Origin of the sequence: Arthrobacter sp. MYb214 (genome assembly GCF_002979865.1) — a bacterium.
GTDB lineage: Bacteria > Actinomycetota > Actinomycetes > Actinomycetales > Micrococcaceae > Glutamicibacter.
Window position 1 is genome coordinate 68,578 of the sequence record NZ_PCPZ01000006.1, and the last position, 12,379, is coordinate 80,956.

At 62.9% G+C, this 12,379-nt stretch carries 11 protein-coding genes and 1 riboswitch; of the genes, 9 read left to right on the top strand and 2 right to left on the bottom strand.

Going from position 1 to position 12,379, the window contains the following annotated elements; genetic code table 11:
- Positions 1 to 17: 17 nt before the first annotated feature.
- From CQ012_RS14385 to mnhG, 6 genes are read left to right on the top strand one after another with little or no spacing between them, the layout of a single operon-like run.
- Complete coding sequence (locus CQ012_RS14385; protein WP_105657018.1) at positions 18 to 2,987, top strand: Na+/H+ antiporter subunit A; 2,970 nt, start codon at positions 18 to 20, stop codon at positions 2,985 to 2,987.
- Positions 2,984 to 3,433: a Na(+)/H(+) antiporter subunit C gene (locus CQ012_RS14390; protein WP_105657017.1), complete on the top strand. Its 450-nt coding sequence runs from the start codon at positions 2,984 to 2,986 to the stop codon at positions 3,431 to 3,433. Before CQ012_RS14385 ends, CQ012_RS14390 begins: the two co-directional genes overlap by 4 nt.
- The gene (locus CQ012_RS14395; RefSeq protein WP_105657016.1) at positions 3,430 to 5,031 is read left to right on the top strand and encodes a Na+/H+ antiporter subunit D; all 1,602 of its coding nucleotides are present in this window, start codon (positions 3,430 to 3,432) and stop codon (positions 5,029 to 5,031) included. The genes CQ012_RS14390 and CQ012_RS14395 overlap by 4 nt, the downstream gene beginning before the upstream one ends.
- An 8-nt stretch (positions 5,032 to 5,039) precedes the next feature.
- The gene (locus tag CQ012_RS14400) at positions 5,040 to 5,669 is read left to right on the top strand and encodes a Na+/H+ antiporter subunit E (RefSeq protein ID WP_105657015.1); all 630 of its coding nucleotides are present in this window, start codon (positions 5,040 to 5,042) and stop codon (positions 5,667 to 5,669) included.
- A 1-nt stretch (position 5,670) separates the two neighbouring features.
- Positions 5,671 to 5,937 carry an MrpF/PhaF family protein gene (locus CQ012_RS14405; protein WP_105657014.1) on the top strand — a complete coding sequence of 89 codons (267 nt, stop codon included), beginning with the start codon at positions 5,671 to 5,673 and terminating at the stop codon, positions 5,935 to 5,937.
- Positions 5,937 to 6,341, top strand: coding sequence for a monovalent cation/H(+) antiporter subunit G (gene mnhG, locus CQ012_RS14410; protein ID WP_105657013.1), 405 nt, complete (start codon positions 5,937 to 5,939; stop codon positions 6,339 to 6,341). Before CQ012_RS14405 ends, mnhG begins: the two co-directional genes overlap by 1 nt.
- Before the next feature lie 56 nt (positions 6,342 to 6,397).
- On the opposite strand, the gene CQ012_RS14415 is transcribed toward mnhG, so the two are convergent.
- A complete protein-coding gene (locus tag CQ012_RS14415; protein WP_105657090.1) occupies positions 6,398 to 6,640 on the bottom strand; it encodes a DUF4235 domain-containing protein in 243 nt (80 codons plus the stop codon).
- An 84-nt stretch (positions 6,641 to 6,724) separates the two neighbouring features.
- Positions 6,725 to 6,845: riboswitch (TPP riboswitch) on the top strand.
- 65 nt (positions 6,846 to 6,910) lie between these two features.
- Between CQ012_RS14415 and CQ012_RS14420 the strand changes: the two genes are divergently transcribed.
- On the top strand, positions 6,911 to 7,519 hold the full coding sequence (locus CQ012_RS14420; protein ID WP_105657012.1) for an ECF transporter S component: 609 nt from the start codon (positions 6,911 to 6,913) through the stop codon (positions 7,517 to 7,519).
- Entirely contained in the window at positions 7,516 to 9,843 is a 2,328-nt protein-coding gene (locus CQ012_RS14425; protein WP_105657011.1) for an ATP-binding cassette domain-containing protein, read from the top strand. The genes CQ012_RS14420 and CQ012_RS14425 overlap by 4 nt, the downstream gene beginning before the upstream one ends.
- Here CQ012_RS14425 and CQ012_RS14430 read toward each other — a convergent pair.
- On the bottom strand, positions 9,840 to 10,715 hold the full coding sequence (locus tag CQ012_RS14430) for an aminodeoxychorismate lyase (RefSeq protein WP_105657010.1): 876 nt from the start codon (positions 10,713 to 10,715) through the stop codon (positions 9,840 to 9,842). The genes CQ012_RS14425 and CQ012_RS14430 overlap by 4 nt on opposite strands.
- A gap of 166 nt (positions 10,716 to 10,881) precedes the next feature.
- Between CQ012_RS14430 and cls the strand changes: the two genes are divergently transcribed.
- Entirely contained in the window at positions 10,882 to 12,378 is a 1,497-nt protein-coding gene (gene cls, locus CQ012_RS14435; RefSeq protein ID WP_286134130.1) for a cardiolipin synthase, read from the top strand.
- The last annotated feature ends 1 nt before the right edge of the window (position 12,379 follow it).

Consider the following 12,379-nt stretch of genomic DNA (forward strand, 5'->3'; position numbering starts at 1 on the left):
GCCGACAGAGGAAAAGCGTGCTAATAATTCTCACTGCGCTGTTTGCCACCGCTGTTTTATGCCCATTAATATTCCGGGCCTTGAAACGAAACGGTTTTTACGTTGTGGCGGCCGTGCCCGCAGTGGGATTCATCTGGTTGCTGACCCGCATGCCGGCGGTGCTTTCTGCCGATAATTCCCTGGCCAATGGTGCGCCAAATGCGCCGCCATCGGTTCAAATGGAATGGATTCCCGGGCTGAATATCGCCCTGAATTTCCGCATGGATTCTTTGGCCGCGACAATCTTGCTCCTGATCCTCGGCGTGGGCGCGCTGGTGCTGTTCTATTGCGCCCGCTATTTCAAGAATGATGATCCGCAGATCGGCAGCTTCGCGGCGAAGATGGTCGCTTTCGCCGGAGCCATGACCGGCTTGGTCACGGCCGATGACATCATCATCATGTTCATCTTCTGGGAAATCACCAGCGTGCTTTCCTACCTGCTCATCGGTTTCAGCCAGGCCCTGATCACCGCGCGCCGTTCAGCCATGAACGCCCTGATCATCACGACCCTTGGCGGACTGGTGATGCTCGCCGGCATCTTGATGCTCGGCGCGGCGGCCGGCAGCTACCAGCTCTCGGAGATCATGGCATCGGCCGATGAACTGGTGGCCTTGGGGGCCTTCACCGATGTTGCGGTGGCGCTGATTATTGTCGGGGCGATCTCCAAATCGGCTCTGGTGCCTTTCCACTTCTGGCTGCCCGGCGCGATGGCCGCTCCGACTCCGGTGTCCGCGTACCTGCACGCGGCAGCCATGGTCAAGGCCGGCGTCTACCTGATCGCCCGACTGGCCCCGGGCTTCGCCGAGACCACCCTGTGGGTCCCCATGACCGTAGGCATCGGTATTCTCACCATGCTCATCGGCGGCTACCGGGCGCTCAAGCAATACGACCTGAAGCTGATCCTGGCCTTCGGCACCGTCTCCCAGCTGGGCTTCATCATCGCGGTCTTCGGCTTCGGCACCCCCGAAGCGGCTTTTGCCGCACTGGCCATGACGCTGGCCCACGGCCTGTTCAAGGCGACGCTGTTCCTGAGCGTGGGCATCATCGACCACAACACCGGTACCCGCGATATCCGCAAGCTCAGCGGCTTGCGCCGTGCCATGCCGATCCTGGCCACGACCACCGGCATCGCCGCGGCGTCCATGGCCGGCGTGCCGCTGCTGTTCGGCTTCGTTGCCAAGGAAGCGGTCTACGAATCGGCCCTGCACCTGGAAACCGGCTGGGGGATGGCCGCGCTCGTCGGCATCCTGATGGGTGCGGCGCTGACCATGGCCTACTCGCTGCGCTTCTTCTTCGGGGCTTTCGGCGTGAAGAAAAAGAAGTTGCCTGCATTGCAGTGCAAGGCCCCGACACTGATCTTCCTGGCGCCCTTGCTGGTTCTTTCGGCGGCGACGCTGTTCCTGGGCCTGTACCCGCAGCTGGTGGAGCCGCTGGCCATCCACTGGTCGGCCGCGCAGGGCGGACCGGGCAAAATGCACCTGCTGCCATTTGCCGGCTTCAACGCGGCACTGGGGCTGAGCGCCATTTCGGTGGGCCTGGGCCTGTGCTTCTTCTGGCTGCGTCACCGAACCGACACCGGCGCACCGCTGCGCCGCATGGTCACCTCGGCCGAGGAAATCTACCGCATGTCGGTGAACGTGCTGGACAAGGTGGCCATCTGGATCACCGGTCGCACCCAGCGTGGTTCGCTCTCCTTCTACCTGGGCGTCATCCTGGTCGTGGTGCTGGTGATTCCGCTGGCCATCGCGCTGACCGTCTACACGCCGTGGCCAACGAACTGGATCATCGCCGACCACCCGGCCCAGCTGCTGATCGGTGCGGTGATCATCGCCGGTGCGGTGGTCTCCATTACCGCGCCGAAGCGTTTCATGGCGGTGCTGATGGTTTCGGTGACCGGCTACGGCATGGTCGCGATCTTCGCCCTGCAAGGTGCCCCGGACCTGGCGCTGACCCAGCTGCTGGTGGAAACCATCGTGCTGGTTTCCTTCGTGCTCGCCTTGCGCGCCCTGCCCAAGCGACTGTGGGTGGGCCTGACCCGGATCAAGTGGGGCCGGGCCATCCTGTCGATCGCCTTGGCCGTGATGGTCGTCTACATTGCCATCGCGATGATGGCCGCCCGCAACGAGGCCCGCATTTCCCTGGCTTGGCCGGATCTGGCCTATTACGAGGGCTACGGCAAGAACATCGTCAACGTGGCCCTGGTGGACCTGCGCGTGTGGGATACCTTCGGCGAGATCACCGTGCTGGCAGCGGCTGCCACCGGTGTGGCTTCGCTGATCTTCGCCGGGCGCAGCTTCGGCAACCGGGTGCGGGCCCACCAGGTGGCACCGGGCAGCATCGACGCGGGTTCCGAAGCCATGGGCAGCAAGGACTCCAAGGAAACCGAGCTGCGCATTGCCCGCCGCTTTGCCTCCAGCTCCAACCAGGACTGGTTGATGGCTGGCAGCACCCTGGTCGCCGAGCGCCGCTCGATCATCTTTGAAGTGGTCACCCGGCTGATTTTCCACACGGTGCTGATCATGTCGGTGTACACGCTGCTGACCGGGCACAATACCCCGGGCGGCGGCTTCGCTGGCGGGCTGATCGCCGGCTTGGCGCTGACCATCCGCTACCTGGCCGGCGGCCGCGTGGAACTTTCCGAGTCGATGCGCATCGCTCCGGGCATGCTGATCGGCGGCGGCATAGCGCTGGCCGGATTGGCGGGCATCGTGCCGCTGCTGCTGGGTGATGGCATCTTCACCACCTATGCCCTGGAATTCTGGTTCTTCGGCGAGCACAAGTTCGTTTCCTCAACGATTTTCGACATTGGAGTGTATCTGGTGGTCCTTGGCCTCGTGCAGGACGTGCTGCGTTCTTTGGGCAGTGAGATTGATTCGCTCTCCGAGGGCCGCAGCCCGGTGGAGCGCCACGACGAGATCCAGGCCTCCCGGACTGGAGTTGGCCGATGAGCGTGAACATCACTTTCCTCGTAGTCACCGGCGTGCTGCTGGCGGCCGGCTTCTACCTGGTGCTCGAACGCACCCTGACCCGGGTGCTGCTGGGCATCATGCTGTTGGGCAACGGCATCAACCTGCTGATCCTCACCAGCGGCGGGCGCAAGGGCGCGGCGCCGTTGTTCAAGCCGGATGCGGCGGCCGACTCGTACTCGGACCCGCTGCCGCAGGCCCTGATCCTCACCGCCATTGTGATCACCTTCGCGGTGACCGCCTTCCTGCTGGCGATGATCTACCGGTCCTGGACCCTGACCAGCGCTGATGAGCTCACCGATGACACCGAAGATATCAAGGTGTCCCAGAAGACCGCCTACGACGAGGAAGAAGACTCGCCAGTGGCCGAGGATACGACCGAATTCGTCGATGAAGAAGGACGCCCAGTGCGCGAGGGGGAAGAGTGAATTTCCTGGATCTAGCCCCTTTGGCCGTGGTGCTGCCGATCTTCGGCGCCGGGGCAGCCTTCCTGGCCCGCCGCCAGGTCCGCCTGCAGCGCCTGATCACCATCGGCATCCTGTGCCTGACCCTGGTGCTCGAAGCGGGAATGCTCGCCGCCGTATGGGGCGGGGAAAGCTATGCCATCCATATTGGCGGCTGGGAGTCGCCCTTCGGCATCGCCCTGATGGTCGACGGGTTCAGCGCCTTCATGCTGCTGGTCTCCACCGTCGTCTCGCTGGCTGTGCTGCTCTTCGCCACCAGCCAGGGCCTGGCCGACGGGGACGAGCCCGGACCGGTGTCGATATTCCACCCGGCGTACCTGATCCTGCTAGCCGGAGTGTCCAACGCCTTCCTGGCCGCTGACCTTTTCAACCTGTACGTCGGATTCGAAATCCTGCTCACCGCCAGCTACGTGCTGCTGACCTTGGGCGGTACCGCCGAGCGCATCCGCGCCGGTACCACCTATGTGGTGGTTTCCGTGGTTTCCTCGGTGATCTTCCTGATGGCCATCGCGATGACCTATGCGGCCACCGGCACGGTGAACATGGCTGACCTTGCGGTGAAGCTGCCCGAGCTGGGCCAGGGCCCGCAGCTGATCTTGCATGTGCTGTTGCTGATCGCTTTCGGCATCAAGGCCGCGGTCTTCCCGCTGTCCCTGTGGCTGCCGGACTCCTACCCGACCGCACCGGCCCCGGTGACCGCCGTGTTCGCCGGGTTGCTGACCAAGGTGGGCGTCTACGCGATCGTCCGCACCGAAACCCTGCTCTTCCCGGGCGGCTCGGTCAACGCCGGACTGCTGGTGGTGGCCGCGCTGACCATGGTCATCGGTATCCTCGGTGCGCTGGCGCAGACGGACTTCAAGCGCATGCTTTCCTTCACGCTCACCAGCCACATCGGCTACCTTATCTTCGGCGTGGCCGTGGGCGGGCCGCTGGCCATCGCCGCGACCATCTACTACGTGGGCCACCACATCATCGTGCAGACTTCGCTGTTCATGGTGGCGGGACTGATCGAACGCCGTGCCGGTAGCTCGAATGTCACCCGGCTCGGCTCGCTGGCCAAGCTCTCCCCGGCATTGGCCCTGCTCTTCTTCATCCCGGCCATCAATCTGGGCGGCATCCCGCCGTTCTCCGGATTCCTGGGCAAATTCGGGCTATTGCATGCGGCCGCGCAGGATGCCGATCCGCTGACCTGGGTCGTGATCGGCGCCGGATTGCTGACCAGCCTGCTGACCTTGATGGCGATCATCCGCGTGTGGGCCCGTGTGTTCTGGCGCCGTGCTGCTGATGCCGAGGTGCCCAACCAGGATCTGGTGGCCGAAGCGACGCAGGTCGCCGACGAGACGTTGGCCGGCGGCGCGCAGAACCCCCGCTTGGGGTTGAAACTGGCCAAGCAGCTGGAAGCCGACTCCTTGCCGTGGGGCATGCGCTACGCCACCGGTTCGCTGGTGCTTGCGGGCATCGCCCTGACCGTCTTTGCCGGGCCGATCTTCGAATTCTGCGAGCGGGTGGCTGCGGAACTGATCGCCCGCGAACCGTATATCAGCTCGATCTTGCCATTCTGATTGGAGGGATGATGCCGAACAAGAACTTTGAACCGCGTGACCAGCGCATTGACGATGCGCTGGATACCTCCGGTGTGCGCCACCGCGCGACACTCAAGCAGGAATGGCCGCTGCTTCTGCTGCTGCTCTTTGTCTGGGGTGCTCTCTGGCAGGACTTCTCCCTGGGGAACATGGTCTTCGGCGTGATCATCGCGCTGCTGATCGTGAACCTGTTCCCGCTGCCGCCGGTGGTCCTTTCGGGCCGGATCAATGCCTGGTACTGCCTGAAGCTGTTCATCTGGTTCCTCGGACAGGTCTTCGCGGCCAGCGTCCATGTGGCCTGGCTGGCGCTGGTCCGCGGGAAGCGCACCCGCAGCGCGGTCATTGCGGTCCCGCTGCGCACCGACTCGGACCTGATCGTGATGACTGTGGGACACGTGCTCACGCTGATCCCGGGCTCCTTCGTGATCGACGTGGACCGCAGCTCGTCGACGCTGTACCTGCACTACATCGACATCGAGTCGCCTGCGGACGTGGAGAAGGCGCGTGCCGGCATCCGGGACATCGAACGCCGGCTGATCATGGCTATTGGCAGCCGAGACGAGTACGAAGCGATCAAGAGCGAATGCGGACCGAACTTTGATGCGAGGAAGGGGTAACATGCTGGATATCGTCATTTGGATCTGCGGCATCATGCTCGGGCTCGGTGCTGTCGCCTGCCTGGTCCGTGTTGCCAAGGGGCCGTCAATCCTTGACCGGGTGCTGGCCCTGGACGTGATGCTGCTGATCATCTCCGCCGCGCTGTGCCTGGAAATGGTGCTGCACAAGCACACCGACTACTTGCTGTTCGTCGTGGCCGCCTGCATGCTCGGGTTCATCGGTTCGGTGACCGTCTCGCGCTTCGTTTCGGATCAGAGGAACGCCTAATGGAAATCTTCCTCGATGTCCTCGTTGCCGTCCTGCTGATCCTTGGCTGCCTGATGTCATTGATCGCAGGTATCGGCTTGCTGACCTTCCCGGACATGCTCACCCGCATGCATGCAGCGACCAAACCGCAGGTACTCGGCTTCCTGCTGATTTTCGCTGGACTGGCCATTTACCTGCGCAGCTGGGCTGTGGTCCCGGTACTCGTGCTGGCCTGGGGAATGCAGCTATTGACCGCACCGGTTTCGGCCCACATGATTGGCCGTTCCGGCTACCGGACCAAGCACGCTGCCAAGGAAACCCTGTTCTCCGATGAGCTGAGCCACGTGGTCAACAAGGTCAACGGAACACCGCCGACCGGAACCACCCCGGTTTCCAAGACCGGATCGCCAGACGAACAAGATTGAGAAAAAGCGGGAGCCGCCCCTCTGGGCGGCTCCCGCTTTTGGCTCAACGCCGAAGCTTACTTGGTGAACTTGGCAACAACCTTGTTGGCGCTGCGGTCAGCCACCGTCTGCAGGATTGCTGCGACCAGGGCCGAAACGACTGCGAAGCCTAAGGCACGGCGGAAAGAAGCTTCCGCTGCTTCCTCAGTGCCCTTGCGTGGTGCTTTGCTGCCGGTTGCCTTCAACCAAAGGAAATCAACCAGCTTGCCGCCGAGCATGCCAGCGCCAACGGTGATACCGGTAGTGGCAAGTTTCTGCACTTTATCCATTTTTTCCTCGCGATCAAGCTCTTGACATATCGTTCCTCTGCCCAGCATACCTGCGGTATGGTGGGGGAGCAGTAATTATTCCGACAGGGGAGCGTCAGACTTTTAAAAAGTCGCAAGACGCTGAGAGTGCGATAGATCGCAGACCCTCGAACCTGCCCCGGCTAGTACCGGCGAAGGAAGTCGAGCATCTCGGATGCGGATAGGCGCGGCAGTATGCCCTCATTCCGTCCATCTCCCCTCCTTTCCACAGGAGGACCAGCAATGAACGAAACAGTTTCGAAGCAGCGGACCGGCTGGCGTGTAGTTGATATCGTCGTCGCCTCGGTGATCGCCGTCGCTTCAGGGGTCATTTTCTGGGCGTGGAGTGCCGGCTATGGCCTGTTCTCGCTCGCCTTTGCGGCTTTCCCGCCAGCCACCGCGTTGCTCACCGGCATGTGGCTCTTCCCGGCGGTGCTCGGCGCACTGATCATCCGCAAGCCAGGCGCCGCAATCTACTGCGAGCTGCTGGCCGCTGTGGTTGAAGCGCTGCTCGGCTCGCACTACGGCTTGACCGTACTGATCTCCGGCCTGGTCCAGGGCCTGGGTGCAGAGCTGGTCTTCGCAGCATTCCGCTACCGCAAGTGGAACCTGGGCGTGGCGCTGCTGGCAGGCTTGTTCGCCGGCTTGTTCGCCGGCATTTCCGAGGCCTACATCCTGGCCTACTACGTTGAGTACACCGCCGGAATGAAGATCTTCCACGTGATCGCCACCGGCATTTCCGGCGTAGTCGTCGCAGGGCTGCTGTCCTGGTTGGCCACGCGTGGACTGGCGAAGACCGGTGCATTGAGCGCCCTGCCGAGCCGGCGTGCGCACCTGGAAAGCGCAAAATGAGTTCCTTTGCCAATTCCGGCGCAGCCTCGCTGACACAGCGCGGTGCCGCCATCACCGCAACGGGGTTCGGCTGGCAGCACTCCGAGAGGAAGAATCCTGCCATCTCGGGACTGGACCTTGTGATCCACGCCGGTGAGAAGGTGCTGCTGGTCGGTCCATCGGGCGCCGGCAAGTCAACCTTGCTGCACGCGATGGCCGGGTTGCTGGAAGCGGATGAGGACGATCAGGTCGCTGGCCGGCTGCTCATAGATGGCAGCGATGCCTTCATCCGGAGCCACCCGGTGGGCTTGATGCAGCAAGACCCGGAAACCCAGGTAGTGCAAAGCAGGGTCGCCGATGACGTGGCCTTTGGCGCCGAGAACCTCGGAATGGATCCCGAACTGATCCGCCAGCGGATCCCCGAAGTGCTGGACGCTGTGGGTCTGGGTGCGCTGTCCTTCGAGCACCGCACCCAGCAACTTTCCGGCGGACAGAAACAGCGGTTGGCCTTGGCCGGCATTCTGGCCATGGAACCCAGCGTCATGCTGCTCGATGAACCGACTGCCAATGTGGACCCGCAGAGCATTGAGCTCTTGCGCGATGCGGTGCTGAACGCCGCCCGGCTTTCCGGTGCCACGCTGGTCGTCGTGGAACACCGGATTGAAGCCTGGGCGCAGCATGTGGACCGGGTTATCGTGCTGCAGCCCGGAGGGGGAGTCGCGCACGATCTGGACCCGCAGCAGCTGTACACCGATGAAACGGTGCGCGAGGAGCTGGCTGCTGCCGGGCTGTGGATTCCAGGCTACTTCCCGCAGGTGGCCCGGGCAACGAACGGTGCCGGTGCCACGCTGCTGGAAGCGCAGCAGCTGGTATCCGCCCGCACCGCCACGGCACCGCGCACCCAAGCGGTGGACGTGAATGTGCAAGCGGGCACCGCGACGGTGATTCGCGGCGAGAATGGCGCTGGAAAGTCGACGCTGGCCTTGACCTTGGGCGGATTGCTCGTCCCGGCCGACGGCGGCTTGGCGGCCACCGCGCAACTGGCCGACGGTCTGGGCAACTCCCCGTTTGCCTGGAAGGCCGGTGCATTGATTGGGCGGATCGGTTCGGTGTTCCAGGAACCCGAACACCAATTCGTGACCCAGAGCGTTCGGGAAGAGCTGGCTTTCGCTCCCAGCCGCGCGCAGGCCAGCAGCGCCGATGCGCCGAAATACGAGCCGGCCCAGGTCCAAGCGCGCGTGGACGCGTTGCTGGAACGCTTGGGCCTGGCGCATTTGGCTGACGCGAACCCGTTCACCCTCTCCGGGGGCGAGAAGCGGCGCTTGTCCGTGGCCACTGTTCTGGCCGCATCCCCCCAGGTGCTGATCCTCGACGAACCGACCTTCGGGCAGGATGCGAACACGTGGAGGGAACTGGCCGGGCTGCTGGTTGAGGAATTGCAGCAGGGCACCGCGATCATTGCTGTGACCCACGACGATCACTTTGCCTCGGTGCTCAAAGCAAGGGACCTGGTGCTCACTGCCGGCACCCCGGAAGCTGGTATCCCGCGACAGGGGCCGGTGCTTGATGCGCCGGTAGGGCATAGCTGGTTGGCGAAGATCAATCCGCTGGCCAAGCTCGGTGCGGTGGCTGCGGCAACACTGCCGTTGATCACCACCTTGGATTGGGTTTCGGCGCTGGTGGTGATCGTGGCGACCGTGGTGTTCTTCCCCCTGGCAGGGCTGAGCCCGCTGAAATTCCTCAAGCGCGCGTGGCCACTGCTGATTGCCGGAATCCTTGCGGCGTGGGGCATCGCCTTGGTGGGCCAGGATAGCGGCATGGTCTACGCCCAATTCGGCGCCTTCAGCATCACCGAGGGATCGGTGGCCGGGGGCATTGCCACCGGACTGCGCGCTTTCGCGCTGGCCATCCCGTGCATCTTGCTGCTGGCCACCACGAATCCAAGCGATTTGGGCGGGGCGCTGTCTCAGCAGCTGAAGGTACCCCACCGGTTTGTGCTCGGGGCCTTGGCCGGCATGCGATTGCTCGGGTTGATGGTGGAAGAATTCACCACGCTCACGCTGGCCCGGCGCGCTCGCGGTGTCGGGAACTTCGGCACCGTGGGCCAACGCATCAAGGCAACCCTGGGTCAGGTGCTGGCCTTGCTGGTGCAAGCGATTCGCCGCGCCGGACGGTTGGCCACCACGATGGAGGCCAAGGGGTTCGGCACGGCCAAGCGCACATGGATTCGCACGGCCACCTTCACCTGGCGTGATGGCATGGTGCTGGCCACGGGGATCCTGTTTGGCACGGCCGCAATGGCTGCGGCCGTGCTGGCAGGGACCTACAACTTGGTGTGGTCCTAGCGGATTGCTTCGCTCAGGGCGCTGAGCTCTTCATGGAGCTCAGCGTCCAGGCGCAACGGCTTGGCATCGATGGTGCGCACCGGGGTCAGCAGGCGGATGGAGGAAACCAGCCACACGCCATCGGCCTGATACAGGTCTTCCGGGCGCAACGGGCCGTAGCCCAGCTCCCAGCCATCCTGGGCCGCAGCGTCGAAAATGGCGCTTTGCGTGGTGCCTGGCAGGATGCCGGTTTCAAGCATCGGGGTCAGCAGCCGCTTGGTCTCGCCATCGCGCTGGGCTACCAGCACGGTCGAGGTCGGAGCTTCCAGGATGATCCCGTCGGCGGAGGTGAAAATGACATCATGGGCGCCGTGCTTGTGCGCGTAGCGCAGGGCGGCCATGTTGATCGAATAGGAAAGGGTCTTGGCGCCCATCATGAGCCATGGCGCACGTTCGGCCAGCTTCGAGTCGTAGCCGCGATCCAGCATCAGGACATCCACACCGGTTTCACGCTGTTCCCTGCCCAAAGCCGGGGCAGGGGTCACGGTGACCCAGCAAATGGCAGGATCATTGTCGTGCTCGCCGCGCGCGGCGACCAGCTTGACCACCGCTTCTTCAGCGCCGCCGGTGGCATCGAAATCGGCCACAGCGGTATCTACCGCGGCAAACCAGCTGCGCGCATCGGGAATGGCCAAGTCGGCAACTTCAGCCGAGGTCGCCAAGCGTGCCAGGTGCGCTTCGAATTTGCGTACGGCCTGGTTGGTGTAGAGCATCGATTCAAAGATGCCATCACCTCGCGTGACTCCCTGTGCTGTGACCAGAAGTTGCGGTGCAGTGATGTCTGCAAGACGACCAGCCGGATAGGCCGGATCCAAGAATACAAGTGAGCTCATAAAGACAGATTATCGAACCCCAGTGTCTTCTGCGCGATTTCTGCAGGCGGAGATTCAGACAAGTCCGGCAATGTTCGATAAGCTAAGCGAAGGATTTTGGCCTGTACATCGCAGATCAGAGGCCGATAATGCCGAATTCGCGGGGTGTAGCCAAGGGGGTGCCCGAGTGTGGCCAAGTAATGAAGTCTTCTTGCAGATTGGCGGCGTTCTCTGGAGCGTGCTGGTCGCAATAGAGCTAGCGGTTCGCTACTTCATGATCGGCATCGTTCCGGGCAACCGGCGCCCCACCACCGCCATGGCATGGCTATTGGCTATCTTCTTCCTGCCCGTTGTGGGACTTGTCGCATACTGGCTTTTCGCCAATCCGCACCTGTCGCGCCGCCGCTTGGAAAAGCAGCGGCGTGCGCACGATGAAATCATGAAGGCCACGAGCCACATGCAGCTGCCCGAAGAATTCCATTCCCAGGAGGAATGGGTCGAATCGGCAGTCATGCTCAACCGCAATCTTGGTGCCATGCCGCTGGAAGGCGGCAACCAGGTAGAGGTCATTTCCGATTACCGGGCTTCGCTCGATGCCATGCGCAAGGAAATCGATAACGCCACCCGCTATGTGCACATCCAGTTCTACATCATGGGCGATGACCCGGATTATGTTGGACCGGTACTCGATGCGCTGGAAGCGGCCGCGGAGCGCGGCGTGCACGTCCGGTTGCTCTTCGACCACCTGGGAACCTTGCGCGTCAAGGGCTACAAGGATTTCAAGAAGCGGCTGAAGAAATCCGGTATCAACTGGCGCCCGATGCTGCCCATCGACCTGATTGGCCGTCGTTGGCGCCGCCCGGATCTGCGCAACCACCGCAAGATCCTCGTTGTTGATGGCGAGGTGGCCTTCACCGGAAGCCAGAACCTGATTGAACCCGGCTACAAGCGCGAGTCCTCGCATAAGGTGGGCCGCGAATGGGTTGAAATGATGCTCCGGGTCGAAGGTCCGCTGGTGCGCAGCCTCGACGTCACTTTCGCTACCGACTGGTGGCAGGAGGACGACGACCAGGAAGTGCTGATGGACATGGCCGAGGCCCGCCACCCGCTGGCCTATGAGGAACGTCCCGGTTCCACCCTGGCGCAGCTGCTGCCCAGCGGCCCCGGATACGGTACCGAGAACAACCTCAGGCTGTTCAATACGCTGATCTATTCTGCCTCCGAACGCCTGGAAATCACCAGCCCCTACTTCGTTCCCGACGATTCGCTGCTCTATGCCATCACCACTGCCGCCCAGCGCGGAGTAGAAGTGGAATTGTATGTTTGCGAAGAGGGCGACCAGTTCCTGGTGCACCACGCGCAGCAGTCCTACTACCAGCAGCTGCTGGAAGCCGGCGTGCGCATTCACCGCTACCCGGCACCGATGGTGCTGCATACCAAGTGCTTCACCGTGGATAACGACGTGGCCGTGGTGGGATCCTCGAATATGGACATGCGCTCATTCAGCCTGAACATGGAAATTTCCGTGATGCTGCTGGGCAAGGAAATGGTCGATGCGGTTAATCAGGTGCAGAACCACTACCGCGGGATTTCCTCGGAAATCACCCTCTCGCAGTGGCGCCGCCGTCCTCGCATGCAACGCTGGATCGACAACGTGGCTCGCTTGACGGCCACCTTGCAATAAT

Coding starts and splice junctions, on each gene's coding strand:
- CQ012_RS14425 (WP_105657011.1), top strand. CDS start 7,516: ATGAGTTCCTTTGCCAATTCCGGCGCAGCCTCGCTGACACAGCGCGGT.
- CQ012_RS14420 (WP_105657012.1), top strand. CDS start 6,911: ATGAACGAAACAGTTTCGAAGCAGCGGACCGGCTGGCGTGTAGTTGAT.
- mnhG (WP_105657013.1), top strand. CDS start 5,937: ATGGAAATCTTCCTCGATGTCCTCGTTGCCGTCCTGCTGATCCTTGGC.
- CQ012_RS14390 (WP_105657017.1), top strand. CDS start 2,984: ATGAGCGTGAACATCACTTTCCTCGTAGTCACCGGCGTGCTGCTGGCG.
- CQ012_RS14430 (WP_105657010.1), bottom strand. CDS start 10,715: ATGAGCTCACTTGTATTCTTGGATCCGGCCTATCCGGCTGGTCGTCTT.
- CQ012_RS14400 (WP_105657015.1), top strand. CDS start 5,040: ATGATGCCGAACAAGAACTTTGAACCGCGTGACCAGCGCATTGACGAT.
- CQ012_RS14405 (WP_105657014.1), top strand. CDS start 5,671: ATGCTGGATATCGTCATTTGGATCTGCGGCATCATGCTCGGGCTCGGT.